This is a genomic window from Sorangium sp. So ce131, assembly GCF_051519095.1.
In the GTDB taxonomy this organism is placed as follows: domain Bacteria; phylum Myxococcota_A; class Polyangia; order Polyangiales; family Polyangiaceae; genus Sorangium.
In genome coordinates this window covers 4457174-4480757 of record NZ_CP150455.1, presented here as the reverse complement: position 1 = coordinate 4480757, position 23584 = coordinate 4457174, and the positions used below count along the sequence as shown (strand labels likewise).

Below are 23584 nucleotides of genomic sequence, written 5' to 3'. Positions count from 1 at the left end.
GCCGCCGCGGGTGCGGCGAGCGTCCCAAGGGGCGTGACCTTCACCCCCATAACCCTGAAGGAGCCTCGTATGCGCTTGTACGTCCTCATCCCTGCGGCCCTGCTCGGCCTCGCGCCGCTCGCTTGCGGCGGCAGCGACCCGGAGCCGAACAACCCGTCGCAGATGCAGAACCAGTACGGGGCAAACCAGTACCCGCCCGGCCAGTATCCCCCCGGGCAGTACGGCCAGACCCCGCCGGCCGGACAGTACGGTCAGACCCCGCCGGCCGGACAGTACCCCGCGCCGACGCCCAGCCAGCCCGCCCCCACGCAGACCCCGGCGGGCGCGAGCGGCGGGAATGCGACGCCGATCGCTCCCGCTGCGGTGGCCATGGCGACCCCGGTGCTCACCGCGATGGCGGCCTCCGAGGTGCAGGGCATGCAGGCGGAAGGCGGCGCCTTCGCCGGGCAGTTCCAGGACGGCCAGACGCTCGAGCAGCCGTTCAACATCCAGCCCGGCAAGTGTTACTCGGTCATCGGCGCCGGCGTCGGCATCACGGAGCTCGAGATCCAGCTCGTCGCGCACACGCCGCCGATGCCGCCCATGGTGCTCGCCCAGGACAGCACCACCGGGCCGAACGCCACGCTCGGCGGCAAGGGGTCGTGCTTCAAGAACCCGCTCCCCATCGGCGGTCCCGCGAAGGCCGTCCTGCGCGCCCGCGGCAGCGGGATGGCCGTCGGCCAGATCTACGTGAAGTAGTCGCCTCGCCGCCGCTCGGCGTCCCCTGCCCTCTCCGTAGCTCGATGCGGCGCGCGCCAGCGTTGCCGCGCTCGCTTCGCGGCGCCCCTTCACCAGGCGTCGCGAAGCGCGGGAGCACACCTGCGGTGTGAGCCACGCGCGCGGCGCGTCGAGTCGACCCGCGTGCGCTGTGCGCGCGGCGCGATCGTGCCGTCCGCCGTTTCCCATCCGACGGGCCATGCTCGCCGGCCGTCGGCTTCTCGCCGTGAGGGGCACAGGCTACACTCGCGGGGTGAGCTTGCCTTGGAAGCACCGGGGAGCCGGGATCGCCCTGCTCGGACTGGCATCCTGCGCGTTCCGCCTGGAGGGCGAAGCGGATTCGGGCGGCGCCCCGTGGGACCCCGATCCGCCGGTGATGCTGAGGTTCGAGGAGGAGGGGACGCTGCAGCTCGTCCCCGGGGAGCTGCGCACGGTCTGGATCGCGGTCCGCCCGCCCGCTGCCTACCACGTGAGCTTCAGCCTGCTGGGAGAAGCCGCAGGCGCATGGGTCGACGAGACGACGATCACCACGGCGGAGGACGGCCGGGGCTCGGTCGGGCTCCATGCCTCGAAGCTGGGGAGCACGTTTCGACTGCGCGCCGCAACGGACGACGGCCTCGCTGCTGAGCTCGGCGTGGCGGTGAGCGCGGAGGGCTTCGGCACCCTGCACATCTACCCGAGCTACCAGGGCACACGCGTCGCGAAGGACTGGATGGCGAGCGTCGTCGCGGGCGCGACCTGCGACGAGATCGCCATCACCGCGCCCCGGGCTCCGCCGGGCGCGCTCATGGCGCGCGGCGGTCCCGACGGGCCGGTGGTCATGGCAGGCGCCCCGGTGGGGCCGAGCCTCGCCGTCGCGCTGTACAGCGGGCAAATGCTGTGGGGCTGCGCGAGCGAACGGGAGCTCCAGGCGGGCGCCACGCACGACGTGACGGTCCCCATCAAGGATCTGCCCATCGATATGGCGGCGACGAGCCTCGAGATGACGCTGGAGGTCTCGCCATCAGAAGCGCTGGAAGAGCTGCTCGCGGCGGCGAACGATCGGAGGCTGGACGAGCTCCTGCCAGAAGGCGAGGAGGCCGCGGCCCTGCTCGACGCCATGGAGCTCGCCGCGCCGGTCGACCAGGCGTCCGCCTTCGCCGTGCGACGGGCCGCCCTGGACTGGGACGCGACCGCGCAGGCCCACCTCGCCGCGCTCCCGATCCCCCTGCGCGAGCGGTATCGAGGGTGGGCCCGCGCCGGGCGCGAGCAGCTGCCGATCACGATCGTCGGCGTCCTGAGAGGCCAGGACGGCACGCCCGGAAGTGCGCGCTTCGAGGTGAGCAGGATCGGCGGCACGCCCGCCGACGACGCAGACGTGGCGTCCGAATATTCGATGTCCTGGACCGCAGAGCCCGGTGACACGCTCCGGCTCGCCGGAACGCTCTCCTGGACGCCGAGCCGCTACCTCCTGGCCGCAACCGAGGCCGTGATCGCAGCGGAGGCGCCGGGCGCGACGTCGATCCCCGAGGCGCTCGCCGCGGCGGCGCTGTGCGAGGAGCTCGGCGCATCCCTCGGCGGCTACGTGGGCTGCGATCAGGACTGCATGGCGGCGCTGTGCGCGGGCGGGCTCAAGCTCCGCTGGGGCGCCGCCATGGCGGAGGACGGGCCGCCCGGTGAGATCGTGGTGAACGCGCTCGGACCGGCAGAGATCAACAGCGCCGCGGCGCCGGAGACCTGGACCGCGCGGTGGTTGGGGACCCTCAGCGACGGGGAAGGCACCGCGACAAGCGTCGCGGGCGAAGCGAGCGCGTCGTCCACGGGGCCACAGAACTGACGCCCGGCGCCGAGGCGCGGGATGCGCCCGGCGACCGTGTCCGCGCGCGCCGCGCGCGGCGCGGACGGCGCCCCGAGGGGAACAGCCCGCCTGCCGCGCGCGGCCGCCGCGCTCCGGCGGGCCGTACGCGGCGCGGGTACGTCACCTGGCCGCGTCCTTCTGCTCGCAGCGCAGCCGCCACCTCCGGCCCGTCGCCCGCTCGGTCGCGGCGAGCGGGATCCCGCTGGCGGCGACCTCCGGCTGCTTCTCCGACGATCTCGTGAAGACGCCCTGCAGCCTCACCGACATCGCCTCGACGCACGCGACGCCGGGATCCAGGCGGAGCCGGAACTCGACCCCATCGACCGAGGGGTAGGCGCCGCGCAGCTCGAAGCTGGGCATGCCCTCCAGGCCGGTGTCCAAGAGCCAGCCGTCCTGGCCCGGGTGGCACCGCTCGAGCGACGTGTCCGCGAGATCCTTGCGGCCGAGCGGGATCGCCTCGCCGAGCGCGCCGGTGTCGCGGTCGATCGGGAGGACATGCCAGGCGCCGGCGCGCGCGCCGGGATCCGGGGCCGTCGAGATGAGCAGGCCGACGCCGCCGCCCAGCGCGCGCCGCACCAGGCGCGGCGGATCGACCCCGTAACTGACGCGCGCGGGGCGGGTGTAGGTCGCGAGCTGCCGCGCAATCCCGAGGTCGGCGCGCCACAGGCTCACCGCTTCGTACGAGCCGCCAGGCGACACGAAGAACCACGTCTCCCCGAGCCGCACGGCGCCGTTCGGGAACGGCCGGAGAAAGGCGCCGGAGCGGCCGGCGCCGTCCCGCAGCGGGAGGATCGGCATCCCTTCGGACACCGCGAACAGCCCGCAGCCGCCGCCCCGGCACACGTGCGTGAGCGCCGCGCGTCCGCCGGGATCGAGGTACGCGCCCCAGGACGCAGCGCTGTGCGTGACGGCCCCGATCGCCTCCGCGGCCGAGGCCTCATCGGCCCAGGGAGAAGCGCTGACGGCGCTGGAGCGCACCCCGCCGTCCGGATCGAAGCGGTCGTCGAAGCGGATGAGCCAGCGGCCTGCGCGCGCCCAGTCGGCGCCCCGCTTGCCCCACACGTAGGCGCGCGTCGACACGATGTCGTACGGCGCTCCGTTGTCGAACCCGGTCTCGTCCGCGCCAAGCGCGGGCGGCGCGGTGTTGCGGAAAGGGGACCATGCGGAGACCGTCGTCTCCTTGGCCCGCGGACGCGCGCCGGGCGGCGCCGGGCGCGCCGGCGGCGCGGCGGCGGGTTTGTCCGGCAGCGGCGGGGTGGACGCGCCGATCGGCTCGCAGCGCATCGCGATCGGGCTGGCCGTGCGCACCGGCGTCTGGAGCGCGGGCGGCGGCTTGGCCTCTGCGAGGTCGCCTGGCAGCGCGGTCTTGCCCCAGCCGACCCGGACCCAGCCCTTGAAGACGCAGCCGACGGGTCCACACGCGCGCGTCGGAGACGCCGCGGCGTCGTCGTCCCGCTCGGGGAGCTCGATCGGGTGCCAGGTCATCCCGCCGTCGGTCGACTCGGCGGCGCGCTCTCCCCCGCCGAGGGAGAGCGCGAAGCGCCCCGACAGCAGCGCGCCGGTGCCGTCCTGGCGCGCCGCGCCGGCCGTCACGTGGCCGGTCTTCACGTCGATCCGGACGCCCGCGATCGGGCCGCCCGCCTCCACCCAGCCGCCGAGGACGCCGGGCTCGCGCTCCTCGAACCCCTCGAGCCACATCCCGCGCTGGAGGTCGCGCGCGGCGCTGCGGGGCTTGCTCGGCAAGACCAGCGGGACGGTCGTCACGTCGCTCCCCTGGAGCAGCGTGAGCTGCCCTGCCGCGCCGAGGCGAGGCGGCGACAGGACGGCGACCCGGCCGTCGGAGAGCGCGATCACGCGCTCGACGCCGACGTCCCGCGCGGGCGCGCTGACGCGGATCTCGCGCGTGTCGCCGCCGGCGGCGACGATGCAGTAGGCGCGGCCGCCGTGCGCCCCGCTGTCCTCGCCGCACGAGCCGCGGATCACGAGCGCGCCGTTGCCGCTCGCGGCCACGAAGCGCGGCTTGTCGAAGCGCATGAGCCGGCGCACGCCGAGCGGCGGCTGGAAGGCGTAGAGGGTCGTCGGCCCCTCGCGCTCGCCGCAGACGAAGCCGAACGACGCGCCTGTCCGGACCGCATGGCAGGTCGCCTGGCGCTCGGGGTAGGCGTCGAGCGCGAGGTCCACGACGGCGCCGTCGCGCAGCGAGACGCGCGCCAGCGCGCCGCCGCGGGCCACCACCGCCGTCGCGCTCGAGTCGGGCCACCCGTCCTCGACCGCGGCGCGGAGCGGGCGCCTCCCGAGCGGGCCGTGGGCGCGCGCCGGCGGCTCCTCCGCGTCCTCGGGCACATCCAGGGCGCGGTACGTGACGCCGCCGCGCGCGTCGACCGAGTAGAACCCGTTCGCCGTGATCACCGCGGGATCGCCGCCGATCACGCTCAGCGCGGTGGGGCGCCCCTCGACCTCGACCGCGCGCCACGTGGTGCCGGCGTCGAAGGTCACGAGCAGCCCGCGCAGGTCGGCCTCGACCACGCCGCGCCAGCCGTCGGCGAACGCGAGCTGGCCGTAAGCGCCCGCCGGCGGCAGCGGGCCGAGCGGCATCGCGGCGCCGCTCTGCGCGTCGATCGCCAGGAGTCGGTGGTTGTGGGCGAGGCGGACGTAGAGCCGATCGAACCCCGCGATGACCTCGTGCGCCTCCGACGGCAGCTGGACGAGCGGCTCGAGCGCCGCGAGCCACCCCTTGGCCCGCCAGAGCTGCGCGATCCCGCGGTTCGAGGCGTAGAACAGGTAGCCGTCGCCGAGCCGCGTCGGCAGCTTGAGCGCGGTGACCTGATCGGACGGGAAGAGCTCCGCAGCGCGCTCGATCGAGCCATCGTCGTGCGCGATGGCGCGCATCCGATCGATGAGCACCCGCCTGGATCCGGCCTCGCTCGCCACCACGCCGCGCTCTCCGACCAGATCCGGGAGCAGCGCCGACGGCGTCACCATCGTGACCAGCGCGCCTGGCGCGGACGGCCCCCCTGGCGCCGTGAGCGCCGCGCGCGCACGGCCGTCGCGGCCGCTCGGCGCCCCACCTCCGGCCGGCGCCGCCGCCGTCCGCCCGCCGCACCCCGCGGCGCTCGCGCCGAGGAGCAGCAGCGCCATCGCGAAGGGGGGCGCTGCGCCCGACATCCATCGCGGAGTCCGCGCGTGCAGCCGCCCGTCCGGCTCGCTCATGACGGACGATGCTAGCGCGGCCTTCCACGCGCCGCACTGCCGTTGCCGCTGTAGGTTCACCGAGCGTTCACCGAGCGACCCACCTCTGGGATCTGGGAAGCTCGTTCATCGCGACGGCCTGTTCGTCGCGGGGGAGCTGTCCGTCGCGGGGGAGCAGGGAGATAGCCCCCGCCGCGCGTTCACTTGCCCTTGGCGGAGCACTGCATCGCGCACATCAGATCGCCGGGCGCGCACCCGCAACCGCCGCGCTTCGGCGCGGCCGGCGCGGCCGGCGCGGCCGCCGGCGCGGCCGCCGCGGGCGCCTTGCCCGCGCTGCCGCCGGTCGATCGCTGCGGGCGTGTGGACGGGCGCGCCGCCGTCGCCGGGGCGGCGCTCGGCGCCGCGCTCGCAGACGCCTCTGCCGTGGGCGTGGCCGTCGCCGTGGCCGCCGCCGCCGCGGGGGCCGGCTCGGGCTCCGGCGGCGTCGTCGTCGCCGGGGCCGCCGCGGTCGGCGCCGTGTTCTCGACGGGGGGCGCCGTCGTCGCGGTCTCGCCGCTGCCCTTCATCACGAAGAAGACGCCCGCGATCGCGAGGCCCGCGATCGCGATGCCGGCGCCGATGAAGAGCGGCGCGCGGTTCTTGGGGGGAGCCTCGATGCTCGGCGGCGCGACCGAGGGGGCCCGCGCCGTGCTCACGATCGGCGCGCTGAGCTGGAAGAGGCCGCCGTCGTTGGCGACGATGCTGGCGACCGGCGACGGCGCGCTCCTCCCGGAGCCTGCGGCGAGCGCCTTCAGGTCGATCAGGCCGGAGTCCTCCGAGGCGCTGGGGGTCGGCCTCGCCGGGGCGGCCGGACCGGCCTTCGCCGTGAGGGCGCTCAACGAGAACAGCATCGAGTTCTCGTCGCGCTGGCCGGGCGCGGCGCCGCTCCGGAAGAGCGGCGCGCTCGTCGCCACGTCGTCGGAGCTCGGCCGGTGCGCCTCGACGGGCGCCGCGCCACCGCCGAAGAGGTCCTGCGTCGGGCGCGCCACGTCGCGGCGCACCGCCGCGCGCGGCGCCGCCGCCGCGGCGACCGACTCGACCCCGGAGGAAGTCTGGCCCGCGGGCCCGGCGGCCGCGGCCACCGACGGCACCGGGGCCGGCTCGGGCGCGAGCGCGGGCGCAGGCGCAGCCGCAGCCGGGGCCGCGACCGCCGAGACCGGAGCGCTCCCCGCGTGCAGCGCGGCGACGATCGGGTCGACCTGCCCGAGCGGCTGCCAGTCGGCCATCCCGTCGGCCCAGACGTAGGTCTCCGCGTTGATCACCCCCGCCTGGTAGCTGGCGACGATCTCGGGCAGCGTCATCGAGCGCTGGTCGCCGTCCGCCACGTTGAGCAGGTAGGTGATCCCGTCGCTCGGAGCGCTCGTCCCGGAGACCGGGTCGGTGAGCCCACCATTGGTGGTCACGCCGGAGCTGTTCACGAGGATCGTGGCGCCGCACTTGCGGCACTTGATCTTGACGGTTCTGCCTTGGACCTTCTCGTCCGAGACCGTGTATTTCGATTGACAGGACTGGCAGGTGATCTTCATTGGGGGCTGACCCGCAGGGGGGTAGTGCCGGCGAGGCGTCGCGTAGAGTTTACCTTGATGCCGCGCCGGTGGCTCGCTCTCTGACGTGCCAATCGCGCGTCTGATCTCATGGCTCGCCGCTTTACGATAACCGAGGTCTTCGCCCCTTCGTAAAGCACAAAGGAACGGGGCCGGCGATCGAGCCGTTGTCGGGGGCCATCCCAGGAGCGCGCAGGCCTGAGCTCGGAGTGCGACGCGCGTGCAATGCCGCTGCTTTCCGCTTCTGAGCTCGGAATTCTCGGGGCGGGAGCTCGGAATTCTCGGAGCGGGGAGAGCGAATCTACCGCTCTGCCTCGGCCCTACGCCTCGCCGCGCGGGGAGCCGAGCTCGTCCAGGCTCGGCTCGTCGGTGACGACCGGCACATCGTCGGCCGGATCCTGCGGCTCGGCGGCCTCGCTCGTCTGGGCCTCGTGGCCCCCCACGTGCTCGCCGTAGGCCTGCAGCTTGGAGTACAGGCCGCGGCGGCTGATCCCGAGCACGCGGGCGGCGCGCTGCTTGTTGCCGCGCACCGCCTCCAGCGTCAGGAGGATGAGCTTGCGCTCCGCGTCAGCCAGGCGCGTGCCGACCGGGAGCCGCAGCACGAGCGGGTGCTCCGCGGCCTCCCCGGCGTCCCGCGGCGGCTCGGCCTCGTGCATGCTCCCTTCCGGAGGCCGCCGCGGCAACGACGCGGGGCCGATCGACGCCGGCGGAGGCGGCGCCACGACGTGCGACGGCGCGGGGTCGGAGGGGACCGCCATGTCCGCGGCGTGGACGATCGGCACCGAGAGGGGCTCGGCCGGCTCGGCCGGCACGACCGGGGACGCGACCCTCGAGGACGGCAGGCTGTCGTAGCTGCGCCGGCCAGTCCGCCGCTCGATCCGGCCCTGCCCGAGCTGGACGTCATTCGCCGAGACCATCTCGCTCGAGGCGAACAGCGCGGTCTGCTCGATCACGTTGCGGAGCTCGCGGACGTTGCCCGGCCAGTCGTGCTCGGTCAGCCGCTCGACGGCGGCGTCCGTCAGGCGGCGCGCCGGCGTGCCGTAGCGCTTCGCGAACTTGAGGAGGAAGCGCTCGGCGATCGGCAGGATGTCCTCCCGGCGCTCGCGCAGCGGCGGCAACGTCACCGTGAACACGTTGAGCCGGTAGTAGAGATCCTCGCGGAACACGCAGTCGTCGACGAGGTCGAGCAGATCCTTGTTCGTGGCGGCGACGACGCGGACGTCGGCCTCGATCTCCTTGCGGCCGCCGACGCGGGTGAACCGGTACGTCTCGAGCACGCGGAGCAGGCTGACCTGCACGGCGGCGTCCATCGTGCCCACCTCGTCGAGGAAGACGGTGCCGCCGGCCGCCGCCTCGAACTTGCCCTCGGCCGCCGCGAACGCGCCGGTGAACGAGCCCTTCTCGTGCCCGAACAGCTCGCTGCCGATGAGCTCGCGCGGGATGGCGCCCGTGTGCACGGGGACGAACGGGCCCGTGCGGCGGCGGCTCCGGTTGTGGATGGCGCGCGCGACCAGCTCCTTGCCGGTGCCGCTCTCGCCGACGATGAGCACGGGCGCCATCGTCGCGGCGACGCGGTCGATGCGGGTGAACACCTCGCGCATCCGCGGCGAGCCGCCGATCATCCCCTCGAACACGAGCTGCCCGTGGAGGGGGTCGTCGTCGTCGCTCTCGAACTCGCGCGTCGGGCCCGACGAGAGCAGCTCGCGCACGAGCAGCACGAGGCGCGCCGGATCGAGCGGCTTCTGGAGGTAGTCGGCCGCCCCCAGCTTGAGCGCGTCGACCGCGCTCGTGATGGACGCGGCGCCGGTCACCATGACCACGGCGGGCGGCGGCGTCTTCGGCTCGGGCCCCTCGAGCTCGCCCGGGGAGAGCCGGCGCATCAGATCCACCCCTGTCATCCCGGGCAGGTTGAGATCCGTGACGAGCACGTCCGCCGGCGTCCGCTGATGGATCTCCAGCGCCTGCTCGCCGCTCGACGCCACGACGACGTCGAGCCCCTCATGGCGCAGCACCGCCTCGAGGATGGCCGCCTGATCGGGCTCGTCCTCGACGAGCAGCACCCGGCCGTGGTGGCTGTGGCTCCGATGCGGCGAGCGCGCTTGTGCGCGCGGAATTGCAGCAGAAACTGCGTTCGGTCCCAAAGCTTCCCTCCCAGCTCGGCGGACGGACGGCTCGGCCCCGTGTGAGGTGAAGACGTGCCGCTGAACTTGTAGCCCGCGGGAGCCCCACATCAACTCGGGAGTTGCCTCCTTCTCGGTGCAAGGCGCTCCTCACACGCCGTCGTGACATGCCGTCCACGCGCGACGGCCACGCGCGACGGAGCGACGGACGCGACGCTCCCGGCCCTCGTCCCTGTGCCTGTCCCTGTCGTGACACGCCGGCGCGCGCATCACCAGCGCTCGATGATGCCGCACGCGATGCGATCGGCCAGCGCCATGCACGTCAGCATCGGATTCACGGCGGGGCTCCCGGGAAAGAGGCTCGTGTCTGCGACGTAAACGTTGTCCAGATCGTGGCAGCGGCCCTCCTCGTCCACGACGCCGTCGCGCGGACGCCGCGACATCCGCGCCGTTCCGAACGCGTGGTTCGCCGCGGTGACCGTATCGCGCCCGTCGAGCCGCTTCGTCTTCAGGATCTCGGCTTCTTCCGGCGACGTCAGCTCGTCGGGCACGCCGTGCAGCCCGGGCAGGATCGATACGGCCCCGGCCGCCCAGCAGATGTCCGACAGGATCCCGAGGCCGCGCTGGATCTTCTCGACGTCGCGCGGCGCGTAGTCGAACCGCACGTCCGGGTCCCAGCTGCCGCGCCGCGGACGGACCGTCCCGCGCGACTGCTCGGCGGCGATGATCACGTCGAACGGCGCCATCCGGTGGTAGGTCTGGAGGTGCCGCTGGTAGTCGTGGCCGAAGCCGGGGAACCGCGCGGCGAGCACCGCGGGGGGCGACCAGAGGACCTCGAGCTTGATGCCTTGTTCGAGGAAGTGGAGCGAGTGATACCCCTGGGTCGCGCCCTCCCACGGGTGGATGGGATCGGGGAACACCGCCATGATCGCGAGCCCCGGGTGGAGCTGCAGCTCGTTCCCGAGGTAGCCGCTGGAGTTGCCGACCCCGCTCCGGAGCAGGATGAGGGGCGTCGCCATACAGCCCGCGGCGAGGACCACGAGCTTCGCGCGGATCTCGACGGGCGCCCCCTCGCGCCACGTGAACGGCTCGACGGTGCGGCCGCGCATCCCGGCGACGCGCCGGCCGGAGGTGATCAGGTGCTCGGCGCGCACGCTGGTGAACACGCGCGCGCCCGCTCGGATCGCGGCGGGGACGTACGAGATGTCCGTCGACATCTTGGCGCGGTTGCGGCACCCGGTGAAGCACTCGCCCGAGCCCCGGCAGCCGCGCACGTTGCGGTGGGTCGGCTCGCTCGTCAGACCGAGGGCGTCGCAGCCGCGCTTGAAGCGCAGGTTCCGCTCGCCCTGCACCTCCACCGGCGTCGGCGACACCCCGAGCAGGCGCTCGACGCGCTCGTAGTGCGGGCGCATCACGTCCGCCGAGATCGACGTGGTCCCGGCGCGCTCCGCCCACTTGTCGAACACCCAGGCAGGCGAGCGCGCGCAGATCGCCGAGTTGACGACCGAGCCGCCCCCGAGCGCGATCGCCTGCATGGTCGGGATGAGCATGCGCCCGCGCGCGGCCCGCATCCCCCCCTCGCGCAGCGTGCGCGAAAGCGACTCGCCCGCCTCCTGCCGGAAATCCTCCACCCCGAGCGGCGGCCCCTCCTCCACGAGGATCACGTCGCGCCCCGCCTCGGCGAGCTCCTTGGCGACCACCGATCCGCCCGGCCCCGATCCGACGACGAGCACCTCACACGACGCCCGCACCTCGCCGTCGTAGTCGGCGAACACCTTGACCCCGGGGCGCGGCTCGGCGGGCGCGAGGGGCTCCGCCGCCCCCCGCGATCGGGAGGTGTCCGCGGCGAGCGGGAGCCGCTCGCTCCGCGCCGGGTCCGCGCGCCGCGGCGCTCCGTCGAGCGTGGGGAGCTTCATGCCGGCACCTCCGTCGCGAGCGCCGGGGCCGCCGCGCGGGCGGCCTCGCCCGCCGCCGCCGCCGCGCGGCGCTCGAACGGCGTGGCGCAGCAGGCGACGCCGATCGCGACGGCGACCTTCTCGTTCGCGAGGTACCCCATCGAGAGGACGGTCCGGAGCGAGAGGAACGTGACCCGCCGGAGGTAGATGCGGCTCTGCGCCATGGCCGCGAGCACCGCGATGCGATCCGCCTGGCAGAGGCGGGTGAAGCGGGCGCGCCGCGGCCCGAAGAACAAGGGCGAGAGCTCGACGACGTGGAGCAAGAGCCGCAGGTACGGCCGCAGGGCCCGCGGCGACCGCGCCACGTAGCGCTCCATGTAGTCGACCAGCCCCGCCTCGGTGCCGGACAGCGGGATCGGACCGCCCGGGGGAAACAGCGCGTCGGCGCAGGCGGCCACGATCGACCGCTCCTTCGCCGTGAGCGCGCGGCCGAGCGACCGGGAAAACGGAGACCGAGATCTGAACGCGAACACGAGCGCGGCGAGCGCGAACGCCGCGAGCGCGACGACGAGGAAAACCACGGGGAGGTGCGCAACGAGCTCGCTCATCGGTCGACTCCTTTCTTCCCAGCGCGGGCTCGGTCGCTCCGTCGCTCGGCCGTCGCGCCGACACCCGCCGCCGCTCCCGCCGTCGCGCCGGAACCCCGGCCCATGCCCCGGAGCGGGTCACCTCGCCCGGAGCCATCGACGTGACTGCCAGTCAGGTTAGTGCGAACAGTTCAGTGCGCAATTTCGTTCGCACTGCGTCGGGGTGTTCGCGCACCATGCTGTCCTGATTTACGCAGCTCGAGGTCACCGCTGTGACAATCGCGCTATGGTCGGCGCCCGATGAAGGATGATGTCAGGAGCGCAGCCGACACCGGCGACTGGGCAGGAGACGACACCTCGGCAGAAGACGAGGAGCCGACGGAACAGGAAGATGAAGAGGCGCCCGCCGCGCCGGCGCGCGACGTCCGCGGCTGGCTCGCCGGGGCTCCCCTCCCCGCTCGGATGCAGATCGCGATCGGCCTCGTCGCGCCGATGCTGCTCACGATCGCGGCGGCGATCCGCGTCTCGAGCTTCACGATCGACGACGCGTACATCTCGTTCCGTTACGCGGAGAACCTCGCGAACGGGAACGGGCTTGTCTACAACGTGGGCGAGCGCGTCGAGGGCTACACGAACTTCCTCTGGACGGTGATCCTCGCCGCCGCGGTGAAGATCGGGGCGACGCCCGAGGTCGCGTCGAAGGTGCTCGGCGCCGCTTGCGCCGCCGCGGCGCTCGTCCCCACGTACCTCCTGTCGCGGCGGCTGCGCCCGTTCTCGAACGTCCCCTGCCTCGCGACGTGGCTGCTCGCGACGAGCTTCCTCTTCTCCGGCTACGCGGTGTTCGGCCTCGAGACGCCGCTCTTCCTGCTGCTCACGCTCGCGGGGACCGAGCTCTTCCTCCGCGAGGAAGACGCCGCCGCGGCGGGCGGTCCGTGGACCCTCTCCGCGCGCACGTTCCCCTGGTCCGGCGTGGTCTTCGCGCTCGCGGCGCTCACCCGCCCGGAGGCGCCGCTGTTCCTCGGGCTGCTCGTCGTGTGGCACGCCGACGAGGCGTTCACCCGGCGGAACGTGCTGCGCCTCCTCGCCTTCGCGCTCCCGGTCGCCGCGCACCTGCTCTGGCGCCACAGCTATTACGGCGCGTGGCTCCCGAACACCCTCGCCGCCAAGACGGGCAACTTCGCGCAGCAGCTCAAGGGCGGCAGCGACTACGTCCGCAACTACGCGCACCACGCCGGCGCCTTCCTCTGGCTCGGCATCGCCTCCGTCGCCTGGTCCGTCGTCCATCGGCGCCGGAGCGGCCTCGCGATCGCCTCGATTGCGCTGCTCTTCGGCGTCTACGTCGTCGTCGTGGGCGGCGACTGGATGCCGTACTTCCGGTTCCTCGCGCCCGCGGAGCCGTTCGCCTTCCTGCTCGCCGACGACGCGATCCGCGCGATCGCCGCGCGCCGCGAGCGGGTCGCGTCGCTCGCGATCGCCGCGTTCGGCGCGATCACGCTCGCGACCCGCACCGAGGAGCTCGTGCGCGCCCAGCGCAACATCATCGTCAACGACAAGGGCTTCTGGGACGACGCCGCCGGGCGCACCGCCGAGTGGCTCGTCCAGAACGCCGAGCCCGGCCCCGTCGCGATCGCCGACATCGGCTACGTCGGGTACCGCACGGGCTTCCCGGTCGTCGACATGCTGGGGCTGCTCAGCCCCGAGATCTCGCGCCTGCCCGGCGGGTACACGAACAAGGTCGGGACCGGCTACACCGACGCGCTCTTCGCCAAGAACCCGCGCTACTTCGTGATCATCGCCTCCGGCGCCGACTGCAAGAACCCCACGGTCCCCTCGTCGCGCGCCTCCTACAACGACCCCCGGTTCAAGCGGGACTACAAGCTCCGCCAGGCCCTCGCGCTGAAGAAGGGCGCCGCCTGGTGCGTCTACGGCAAGGTCTCGTACCCCTGACGGCCGGCGGCCCCGCCCGCCGCGCCGCCCGCGGCGCACGTCACGGCGGCGCGTCGCCCGGGGCCGGCGCTCGGCCCTCCTCGGCCGGCGCCGCCGCGGCCGCCCAGAACGCGCGCACGTCCTCGAGGCGCTCCGTACGCCGCGCGTCGGGCAAGCTGTCGAGCAGCACGCGGCCGTAGCCGCGCGTGCGGATCCTCCGGTCCAGGATCGCGACGATGCCGCGATCGGTGCGCGCGCGGATCAGCCGGCCGAAGCCCTGCTTCAGGGTGATCGCGGCCTGCGGGACGCTGTACGCGGTGAACGGGCTGCCGCCGCCCTGCTCGATCGCCGCGCACCGGGCGGCGACGACGGGATCGGTGGGCACCGCGAACGGGAGCTTCTCGATGATCACGAGTCGCAGCGCCTCGCCGGGGACGTCGACCCCCTCCCAGAAGCTCATCGTCGCGACGAGGACGGCGTGCCGCTCCGCGCGGAAGCGGCGGAGCAGGGTGCCCTTCGGCGCGTCCCCCTGCACGAGCAGCGGCGCCCGCGCGCGCCGGGCGCCCCCGCCGCCCTCCGCCCCGGCCCGGGCGGCGGCGGTGGCGGCGGCCGCCGCGCGATCGAGCCGGACGCGCAGCGCCGCGGCCAGCGCGTGCATGGCGCGGTTCGACGTGCACAGGACGAAGGCGCCGCCGCCCGTGATCGCGATGAGCTCGGCCACGCGATCGGCCGCGCGCTCGACGAACGACGCGTCGGTCGCCTCGGGCAGATCCCGCGGCGTGTAGAGCAGCGCGGACGCGGGGTAGTCGAACGGCGAAGGGACCTCGAGCTCGTCGACCGGCACCGCCACCTCCCCGTCGAGGCCCATCCGCGAGCGGAGGAAGCGGAACCCCGAGCTCGCGGAGCCGCCCGTGGTCAGCGTGGCGCTCGTCAGCACCACGGCGCCGATCCGCTCGAAGACGTGCTCGCGGAGCATGTCCCCGAGATCGACCGGCGACGCGCCGAACGAGGCCGCGCGGCCCCGCACCTCGACCCACGTGACCTGGTTCGTCGCGGGGTCGACGACGCGCGCCGCGTCGTCCCGGAGCTGGGCCGCGCGGTTGCCGACGAGCTGCACCGCCTCGTTGATCGCGTTCGCGCTCGCGTACCCCGCGAGCGCCTCGAGCACGTTGTCCAGGCGGTGGTAGGCGTCGAGCAGCTCGCCGGACCACACGTCCCGCGCGAGCGGCACCCGGGACTCGCCGCGATCCCCGGCGCCCGCGGCGCCGCCGAGCCGCGCGAGCCGGTCGAACAGGGCGTCCGCGGCCTCGCGCACCACCGCCGTGAGCGCCGTCCCCTCGCCCCGCCCGAGGATGCGATCGGCCAGGCCGGAGGAGATGAACGCCCGGTCCGCGTCGCGCAGCATGGAATCCACGCGCGCGCGCGAGACGCGGACGCCGAAGAAGCCGGTCGCGATGTCCTCGAGCTGGTGCGCCTCGTCGAAGATGACCGCGTCGTACGGCGGCAGCGCGCCGGCGCCGGCGAAGCCGCGGCGCGCCCCGGCGATCTTGAGCGCGAGATCCGCGAAGAAGAGGTGGTGGTTCACGATGAGCAGGCGCGCCGCCTCGCTCTCGCGCTTCATCTTCGTGACGAAGCAGTCGTCGTAATAGTCGCAGGACGAGCCGAGCCGCGTCTCGCTCGACGAGGCCACCTCCCGCCAGAGCGGATCCCCCTCGGCGAGGTAGGCGAGCTCGGCGACGTCCCCCATCTCGGTGTCCTGCGCCCACGCCTCGAGCAGCGGCAGCGAGCGCCCCGCCGTCCCCGCCCCCGCGCCCGGGCTCTGGCGCAGCTCGTTGAAGCGCCGCAGGCAGAGGTAGTTGCCGAGCCCCTTCACCAGCGCCGCGCGCGGGTCCAGCCGGAGGTGCTCGGCCACGAGCGGCAGATCCTTCGTGAAGATCTGGTCCTCGAGCGCCTTCGTCGCGGTCGAGACGACGACCTTGCGGCCGCTCAGGATCGCCGGGACCAGGTAAGCGAGCGTCTTGCCCGTGCCCGTGCCCGCCTCGCACAGGAGGATCCGGTCCTCCTCGAGCGCCCGCTCGACGGCGCTCGCCATGGCGAGCTGCCCCTCACGATCCTCGTACCCCTCGAGCCCCCGCGCGAGCGGCCCCGAGGGCCCGAGCAGGCTCGCGGCGCGGTCGAACGGCATCGGCCACCGCTTACCGCGGCAGGGCAGTCTTCTCCAGCGAGAGGGCGAACCCCACCTCGCTGACGGCGAGCTCGAGCGACCCTACCGGCTTCTCGAGCTGGACCTCGTACCAGGTGTCGAGCGTCCGCTCCTCGTCGCCGGGGTCGCGGATCGGGCGGACGTTCGTTCCGCCTTCAGCATAACCGCGCGCCACGGCGGGCTCGGCCAGGCCGCGTGCCCGCTCGAAGAGCTGCTCGTCCGCCGCGCCTGGAAAATCGCTGCGCTGTGCGCGCACGACGAAGCCGACGCGCAGCGGCTCGGCGCCCACGACGATCCCGGAATCCATGAGAAGGTTCTCCCGCACCCGCTCTGCGACGTGCACGGCGTCGCCCCGGGTGCGGTAGATCTCAAATCCGGCTTGGAGCAGGGCCTTCTTTATCTCCGCGGGTGTCGGCATCTTCCGCTGGTTCCCGGTACGCCCAGCTGCCAGCAGGACCATCCATCGCAAAATTACGGGCGTCTCGTCAAGCCGACAGACGCTGTGGCGCTTTGGCGCGCCCGGCGCATCTTTGCGCGCTCACGCGCTCGGCCCCGCCGGCCTCGACGTCCCGTCCAGGAAACAAACCCCCACGATCGACCCGTCGGGTTCGTCCTGGACCCACACGATCCGGCCGGGGCGCGGGGCTGCCCCGTCGATCCAGACCGTTAGCTCCGTACCAGGGTCGAGTGAATTTTCTATCACCACCCGAAGCCCGCCGACGCTGGCGTTGAGGGTCCAGCCGGGGACCGCGCCATCGACGGTCTCCAGGCGGACCCGCTCGCTCAGCTCGCGGCGGGCGTTCCTGCGACGGTTAGCGAAGAGCTCAGGCGGAACCTGAAGCGACGGCGGCGTGAGGGTTCTTCGTCGAATCACGAAGAAAAATTACAAGCACACGCCGTGCCCGTGGACAGAAAGGGGACCACCCCGCGGACGTTCTCCTGTGGACGGGAGCGCTCGGAGGTCAGTGCGCCTCGGCGTGGTCGGGCTTGTGCCCGGAGCCGTCGCTCGGCTCCTCGTAGACGGAGACCGGCTCGAGCAGCGACAGCTGGTCGCGTTTGATGCCGACGCCCTTGTCGGAAAAGAAGAGGTCGTTCTCCTGGAGGCGCGAGCGGACGCGGGCGATGAACAGGATGGGCGAGCCGGACTGCGTGTAGCCGAGCTGGACCAGCGTCCCCTTGGGCCAGTTGCCGCCGTCGAACGAGAGCTCCTTGCGCAGCGTGTAGAACCCCTCGGCGGGAAGGCGCTGCAGCGAGTCCGCCCACGTCGTGCCCCGGAACGCGACGGCGGGGCCGTGGAAGTGCCAGCGGTTGTGGACGTTGTGATCGGCCGTCGTCACGGTCGGCAGACCGTTGTCCGAGTGGTTGTGGAAGGAGACGATGATGCCGGCAGGCACCTTGTCCTCGTTTCCGGGGAGCGGCTTCGTCGTGAGGTAGAGGCCGCAATCAGGGAGGTGTGACTTCGAGCTTGCCATGGCATCAGCCCCTAACCCCGCGCTCGACCGCCGTAAAGATACGCCGAAAGACACGCCGTCGACGTCGTGCTATGCCGCGCCACGCCAAGGCGGGACGCCGCTCGAAGAGCGAGCGGCGCGCGCCCCGGGAGCGAGCCCTCCGTGAACAGACTGAGCCAAATCTTCGGCGCCGCGATCGTGATCGCGATCGCCGTCGTCTTCATCGTCCAGTTCCGCCCGAACGCGGGCCCCGTGCAGTCGTCCGGCAGCAGCTGTGCCGTCGAGGTGCGCGGCAGCTGCATTTCCTCGATCGAGTTCAACGCGTCGAGGAACCTCCTCGGCATGCGCACCGGGGACGAGAACCGCCTCCGGGCGATGGGGTACCGGCGGCTCACGGCGGAAGGGCTCTACGAGCGCTGGCTGCTCAACGAGGACGCGAAGCGCCTCGGGATCAGCGTCTCGGACGACGAGCTCACGGCCGAGCTCGTGGCCGGCCGGGTGCACGTCTCGCTCCCCGCGGACAAGATCCGCCAGGTCGCTTACGCCCTGAACCTCCGGGAAGACCTCACCCGCTACCTCGACGTCCGCAACCGGCAGACGGGCAAGTTCGACAGCAAGCAGTACGAGAAGCAGATCCGGGCCGTCACGAAGATGAGCCCGACCGACTTCCGCGACTACCAGAAGAAGGAGCTCGTCGCGGCGCGGATGCGCGACATCATCCGCGCGCGCGTCCGGGTCGGCGAGAGCGAGGCGTTCGAGCAGTTCTCGCGCGAGAAGTCGACGCGGACGCTCAGCTACGTGCGCTTCGATCGGCGCTTCTACACCGACCTCATCGTGGACACCTCCGACAAGGCGATCCAGGCCTGGGCCGACGCCAACAAGGAGGAGCTCGACAAGGCGTGGGAGGGGCGCAAGGCGCAGTACCAGCCGGAGTGCCGCGTGGTGCGGGACATCCTCGTCGAGGTGAAGCCCGAGGCGTCCGAGGAGGGGCCGGAGGCGGCCAAGGCCGCCGCGCGGGCGCGGATCGAGAAGGCCGTCGAGCGGCTCAAGAAGGGCGAGGGCTTCGCCGACGTGGCGCGCAGCGCGAGCGACGACCCGAGCGCGTCGCGCGGCGGCGAGCTCGGCTGCGTGATCAAGGGCCGCCTCAGCAAGCCCGTCGAGGACAAGCTCCTCGAGATGAAGGCGGGCGAGGTGTCGGACATCATCGAGACCGAGGACAGCTTCCACGTGGTCAAGCTGGAGCAGATCGCGAAGGACGCCGAGGCCGAGAAGATCGGCCGGATGGAGACGGCGCGCGAGCTCTACGTGGCCCACGAGGCGGAGCGGCTCGCGGCCGAGGCCGCGAAGCAGGTGCTCGCCGCCGCCGCGGGGGGCAAGTCGCTCGAGGACGCGCTGAGCGCGTACCTGGCCCAGCTCACCCCGGCGAAGACGGCGGAAGCGCGCCCCGCCGCGGCGGCGGGCGCGAAGCCGAAGGATCAGCCGGCCGCCGCGAAGGCCGACGGGGACAAGGGCGAGGGCGCGAAGGAAGCGGGCAAGCCCGAGTCCGGCGAGGCGCGCGCGCCGTACACGATCGCGACCCACCCGAACCGCCCCACCGTGGAGGCGAGCCTGCCGTTCAACGTGTCGGGCTCTCCCATCGCCGAGGCGCGGGACAGCACCGAGCCGGCGCGGCTCGCCTTCCAGCTCGACAAGCCGGGCGATCTGCCCAAGGACGTCGTGGCGCTGGAGAACGGCTACGCGGTGATCCAGCTCAAGGAGAAGAGCTCCCCGAGCCAGGAGCAATGGGAGAAAGACCGGGAGTTCTACACCGGGGCGATGCGGGCGGCGAAGCAGAACGACGCGCTCATCGGGTACATGCGGCGGCTGAAGTCGACCATCGGCAGCGAGGTGAAGTACGACCAGGCCCTCCTCAAGGAGCCGAAGCCGAGCGAGGACGGCTCGGGCATGCCGGACCTGCCGGCGGGCGACGAGGGGGAATGACGTCGCTCCCGCAGCATGACGCGAAGGACGTCCTCCTTCCCAACGGCTTGAAAGTCGTCCTCGTCCCGCAGCCGCACGTGCACCGCGCGGTCGCGTCGCTCTACCTGCGCGTCGGCTCGCGGTTCGAGACCCCGCAGAACAACGGGATCTCCCACTTCCTGGAGCACATGGTCTTCCGGGGGACGCCGACGATGCCGTCGGCGCACGCGCAGGCGCTCGCCTTCGAGCGCCTCGGCGGGACGCTCTACGCGGCGACCCACGTCGACCACGGCGTGATGAGCATCTCCGTACCGCCGGCGAACCTGGATCCGGTGCTCGCGCTGCTCGGCGAGGTCGCCACGTCGCCCCGCTTCACCGCGATCGAGGTCGAGCGCGGCATCGTGCGCGAGGAGATCCTCGAGGATCTCGACGACGAGGGGCGCGACATCGACGCGGACAACAACGCCCGCGCGCTCATGTACGAGCGCCACCCGCTCGGCTTCACGATCACGGGGGACATCGACGCGCTCGATCGGTTCGACGAGCCGATGCTGCACGCGCACCACGCCCGGCACTACACGACGGCGAACGCGGTGCTCTGCGTGGCGGGGCGGTTCGATCCGGACGCGTGCGCGCGGGGCCTCGAGCGGCACTTCGGCGCGATGCCGCGCGGCGAGCTCGTGCCCGCCGCGCCGCCGCCGAACGGGCAGAAGAAGCCGAGGTTCCGCTTCGTGGAGAACCAGTCGAGCCAGACCGAGCTCAGGATCGCGTTCCGCGGCGTGAGCGAGCGCGATCCGCGCGAGCCCGCGGTGGAGATGCTGCTGCGCGTGCTCGACGACGGCATGTCGACGCGGTTGTACGAGCGGATCTGCGACCGGCTGGGCCTCTGCTACGACGTGTCGGGGATGTTCGAGGCCTACGAGGACGACGGGGTCGTCGACATCGCCGCGGGCGTGCAGCACGACCGCGCGACCGTGGTGGTCCGCGAGATCTTCGCGCTGCTCCGCGAGCTCGCCGAGGCCGGCCCGCGCGAGGACGAGCTCGCCAAGGCGCGGGATCGCCACCTCTGGTCCGTGGAGGCCATGCTCGACGACGCCGAGGCGACGGCCGGCTTCTACGGGCTCGCCGCGCTCGCGGACATCACCCGGACGCCGCAGGCGCGGCACGAAGAGCTCGCCCGCGTCACCGTCGCGGACGTGCGCGACGCCGCGCGCGCGCTGTTCCGGCCGGAGCGCCTCACCGTCGTCGCCGTCGGCCTGCTCCGCTCCGCCGAGGAAGCGAAGCTCGAGAAGGCCGTCCGCTCGTTCGGCTGAGCCGCGCGGAGCTCCACGGCACGCCGCTGGTCGCGGCGCGCCGTGGACGTAATGGATCAGAGCAGAGCGGGGCAGATGTGCCGCGCGGGTGTGCCGGCGTGCCACCCCGCGCACCGGCGTTGCCACCCCGCGTACCGGCGTGCCGACGTGCCACGCCCACGTACCGGCGTGCCACGCCCGCGTGCCGGCTTGCCGTGCCGACAGGCCGCTCGCGGCCGTCGCGAAGACGAGAGGTGGACCACATCAAATCTATTTGCATCCATGCGCATCGACGCATATAGATCGCCCGTGGTCGCGATCGAGGAGCCTTCTGCCCAGCCTGTAGAGGCGGTGGCCCGGTGTGAGCTGTACCGGCTCCTCGCCGATCCCGTGCGGGTGCGGCTGCTCGGCCTGGCGGCGGCGGAGGAGCTCGCGGTCGGGGAGCTGGCCGAGCTGCTCCGCGAGGGGCAGCCGAAGATCTCGCGCCACGCGGCCGCGCTCCGCGAGGCGGGCCTCCTGCTCGCGCGGCGCCAGGGCACGTGGACGCTGCTCCGCCTGGATCCGCGCGCCACCACCGACCCGGTGGTCGACGACGCGGTCCGCGCGGGCCGGCGCGCGTGCGCGGCGGACGGGACGCTCGCGCGCATCGAGGAGGTGCTCGCCGCGCGGGACGCCGAGACCCGCGAGTTCTTCGCGCGCGGCGGGCGGCCGCTGCGCCCGGGGCCGCCGTCGGAGCTCGCCGCCTACCTCGCGGCGCTCGCGCCCCTCCTGCCCCACCGGCGGCTGGCGGTCGACGCGGGCACGGGCGACGGCGCGCTGCTCGAGGTGCTGTCCCCCGTCTTCGAGCGCGTCGTCGCGCTCGATCGCGCGAGCGCCCAGCTGCAGCTCGCGTCCGAGCGCCTGCGGCGGCGCAGCCTGGAGAACGTCGAGCTCGTGTGCGGCGAGATCGACGGCCCGGAGGTGGTCCGGGCTGTGGCCCGCGCGCTCGGCGACGCGCCGCCCGAGGCCGGCCAGGCCCTCGCGGGCGGCGCCGACGTCGTCTTCGCGGCGCGGGTGCTGCACCACGCGCCGCAGCCGGCCAGGGCGATGCGGGCGCTCGTCGAGCTCGCGCGGCCGGCCGCGCCCGGCCTCGGCGACGACGCCCAGCGCGCCCGCGGCGGCGCGGTGTGCGTGCTCGACTACGAGGCGCACCAGGACCGCGCCCTGCGGGAGCAGGAGGCGGACGTCTGGCTCGGCTTCGCTCCGGACGACCTCCGGCGCTTCGCCGAGGAGGCCGGGCTCTCCGGCGTCGAGATCCGGCGGCTGCCGTCCGCCTGGCAGGGCGAAGGGCCGGATCGACACCTGATCTGGCAGCTGCTCGTCGGTTGGCGATCCGCGCGATCCGCGCACGGCGCGCGCGCAGGCGCACTCACAGGAACAAGCAAGGGGACACCATGACCGAGAAGAAGCTCTCTTACAAAGTCGCCGACATCACGCTTGCGGACTGGGGACGCAAGGAGATCCGCATCGCCGAGAAGGAGATGCCCGGCCTGATGGCGCTCCGGGCCGAGTACGGCCCGACGCAGCCGCTGAAGGGCGCGCGCATCGCCGGCTGCCTCCACATGACGATCCAGACCGCGGTGCTGATCGAGACGCTCACGGCGCTCGGCGCGGAGGTCACCTGGACGAGCTGCAACATCTACTCGACGCAGGATCACGCGGCCGCCGCGATCGCGGCGACCGGCGTCCCGGTGTTCGCCTGGAAGGGCGAGACGCTCGAGGAGTACGACTGGTGCATCGAGCAGCAGCTCTTCGCCTTCAAGGGCGGCAAGGGCCCGAACATGATCCTCGACGACGGCGGGGATCTCACGGTCATCGCGCACGAGAAGCACCCGGAGCTCTTCGCCGGGAACGACCCGATCCGCGGGCTCTCGGAGGAGACGACGACGGGCGTGCACCGGCTCTACGAGATGCACCGCGCCGGCAAGCTGAAGGTGCCCGCGATCAACGTCAACGACTCGGTGACCAAGAGCAAGTTCGACAACCTCTACGGCTGCCGCGAGTCGCTGGGCGACGGGATCAAGCGCGCCACGGACGTCATGTTCGCCGGCAAGGTCGCCGTCGTGTGCGGCTACGGCGACGTGGGCAAGGGGTGCGCGCAGTCGCTGCGCGGCCTCGGCGCGCGCGTGATCATCACCGAGATCGATCCGATCTGCGCCCTGCAGGCGGCGATGGAGGGCTACGAGGTCAAGCGGCTCGAGACCGTCGCGCCCATCGCGGACATCTTCGTCACGGCCACCGGGTGCGCCGACGTCATCCGCGCCGAGCACATGGTCGCGATGAAGGACGAGGCGATCCTCTGCAACATCGGCCACTTCGACTCGGAGATCCAGATCTCGTGGCTCGAGAAGAACCCCGAGATCAAGGAGGAGAACATCAAGCCGCAGGTCGATCACTTCATCTTCCCGGACGGCAAGCGGCTGATCGTGCTCGCGCGCGGCCGGCTCGTGAACCTCGGGTGCGCGACCGGCCACCCGTCGTTCGTGATGTCGACCTCGTTCTCCAACCAGGTCCTCGCGCAGATCGCGCTGTGGACCGAGAAGTACACGGTGGGCGTCCACCTCCTGCCGAAGCGGCTCGACGAGAAGGTCGCCGCGCTGCACCTGCCGAAGCTCGGGGTGGAGCTCACCCAGCTCACGCAGGAGCAGGCGAAGTACCTCGGCGTGCCCGCCGAGGGCCCGTTCAAGGCCGAGAACTACCGCTACTGAGCGGCGGCCTTTCGGCGCCCCCGTCCCTGGGGTAGGCGG

16 protein-coding genes are annotated in these 23584 nt (G+C 73.1%); 7 read left to right on the top strand and 9 right to left on the bottom strand.

Going from position 1 to position 23584, the window contains the following annotated elements; all coding sequences use genetic code 11:
* The first annotated feature begins 69 nt into the window (after positions 1 to 69).
* Both WMF43_RS16465 and WMF43_RS16460 read left to right on the top strand, forming a co-directional pair.
* Positions 70 to 738, top strand: coding sequence for a hypothetical protein (locus WMF43_RS16465; RefSeq protein WP_437681326.1), 669 nt, complete (start codon positions 70 to 72; stop codon positions 736 to 738).
* Between the two features lie 271 nt (positions 739 to 1009).
* Entirely contained in the window at positions 1010 to 2572 is a 1563-nt protein-coding gene (locus WMF43_RS16460) for a hypothetical protein (protein WP_437681325.1), read from the top strand.
* 141 nt (positions 2573 to 2713) lie between these two features.
* On the opposite strand, the gene WMF43_RS16455 is transcribed toward WMF43_RS16460, so the two are convergent.
* From WMF43_RS16455 to WMF43_RS16435, 5 genes are all read right to left on the bottom strand, one after another.
* Positions 2714 to 5803 carry a hypothetical protein gene (locus WMF43_RS16455; protein ID WP_437681324.1) on the bottom strand — a complete coding sequence of 1030 codons (3090 nt, stop codon included), beginning with the start codon at positions 5801 to 5803 and terminating at the stop codon, positions 2714 to 2716.
* A gap of 179 nt (positions 5804 to 5982) precedes the next feature.
* Entirely contained in the window at positions 5983 to 7347 is a 1365-nt protein-coding gene (locus WMF43_RS16450; protein ID WP_437681323.1) for a zinc-ribbon domain-containing protein, read from the bottom strand.
* Positions 7348 to 7685: 338 nt separating this feature from the next.
* Positions 7686 to 9425: a sigma-54-dependent transcriptional regulator gene (locus WMF43_RS16445; protein WP_437681322.1), complete on the bottom strand. Its 1740-nt coding sequence runs from the start codon at positions 9423 to 9425 to the stop codon at positions 7686 to 7688.
* Between the two features lie 329 nt (positions 9426 to 9754).
* Positions 9755 to 11401 (bottom strand): GMC family oxidoreductase N-terminal domain-containing protein, encoded by a 1647-nt coding sequence (locus WMF43_RS16440; protein ID WP_437681321.1) that lies wholly within the window; start codon positions 11399 to 11401, stop codon positions 9755 to 9757.
* Positions 11398 to 11988 carry a gluconate 2-dehydrogenase subunit 3 family protein gene (locus tag WMF43_RS16435; protein WP_437681320.1) on the bottom strand — a complete coding sequence of 197 codons (591 nt, stop codon included), beginning with the start codon at positions 11986 to 11988 and terminating at the stop codon, positions 11398 to 11400. Before WMF43_RS16435 ends, WMF43_RS16440 begins: the two co-directional genes overlap by 4 nt.
* Before the next feature lie 279 nt (positions 11989 to 12267).
* Between WMF43_RS16435 and WMF43_RS16430 the strand changes: the two genes are divergently transcribed.
* Entirely contained in the window at positions 12268 to 13914 is a 1647-nt protein-coding gene (locus WMF43_RS16430; RefSeq protein ID WP_437681319.1) for a hypothetical protein, read from the top strand.
* A 40-nt stretch (positions 13915 to 13954) separates the two neighbouring features.
* On the opposite strand, the gene WMF43_RS16425 is transcribed toward WMF43_RS16430, so the two are convergent.
* The 4 genes from WMF43_RS16425 to WMF43_RS16410 form a co-directional block, all read right to left on the bottom strand.
* Positions 13955 to 16078 carry an ATP-dependent DNA helicase gene (locus WMF43_RS16425; RefSeq protein ID WP_437681318.1) on the bottom strand — a complete coding sequence of 708 codons (2124 nt, stop codon included), beginning with the start codon at positions 16076 to 16078 and terminating at the stop codon, positions 13955 to 13957.
* A gap of 10 nt (positions 16079 to 16088) precedes the next feature.
* Entirely contained in the window at positions 16089 to 16403 is a 315-nt protein-coding gene (locus WMF43_RS16420) for a hypothetical protein (RefSeq protein WP_437681317.1), read from the bottom strand.
* 231 nt (positions 16404 to 16634) lie between these two features.
* On the bottom strand, positions 16635 to 16970 hold the full coding sequence (locus WMF43_RS16415) for a PilZ domain-containing protein (RefSeq protein ID WP_437681316.1): 336 nt from the start codon (positions 16968 to 16970) through the stop codon (positions 16635 to 16637).
* A gap of 88 nt (positions 16971 to 17058) precedes the next feature.
* Positions 17059 to 17568: a hypothetical protein gene (locus WMF43_RS16410; protein ID WP_104980850.1), complete on the bottom strand. Its 510-nt coding sequence runs from the start codon at positions 17566 to 17568 to the stop codon at positions 17059 to 17061.
* A gap of 141 nt (positions 17569 to 17709) precedes the next feature.
* Between WMF43_RS16410 and WMF43_RS16405 the strand changes: the two genes are divergently transcribed.
* The 4 genes from WMF43_RS16405 to ahcY all read left to right on the top strand — a co-directional run bounded on the left by WMF43_RS16405 (position 17710) and on the right by ahcY (position 23545).
* Positions 17710 to 19527, top strand: a complete 1818-nt coding sequence (locus tag WMF43_RS16405; RefSeq protein WP_437681315.1) for a peptidylprolyl isomerase — start codon at positions 17710 to 17712, stop codon at positions 19525 to 19527.
* Positions 19524 to 20819, top strand: a complete 1296-nt coding sequence (locus tag WMF43_RS16400; protein ID WP_437681314.1) for a M16 family metallopeptidase — start codon at positions 19524 to 19526, stop codon at positions 20817 to 20819. The genes WMF43_RS16405 and WMF43_RS16400 overlap by 4 nt, the downstream gene beginning before the upstream one ends.
* A 288-nt stretch (positions 20820 to 21107) precedes the next feature.
* On the top strand, positions 21108 to 22235 hold the full coding sequence (locus WMF43_RS16395) for a metalloregulator ArsR/SmtB family transcription factor (protein WP_437681313.1): 1128 nt from the start codon (positions 21108 to 21110) through the stop codon (positions 22233 to 22235).
* A complete protein-coding gene (gene ahcY, locus WMF43_RS16390; protein WP_437681312.1) occupies positions 22232 to 23545 on the top strand; it encodes an adenosylhomocysteinase in 1314 nt (437 codons plus the stop codon). Before WMF43_RS16395 ends, ahcY begins: the two co-directional genes overlap by 4 nt.
* The last annotated feature ends 39 nt before the right edge of the window (positions 23546 to 23584 follow it).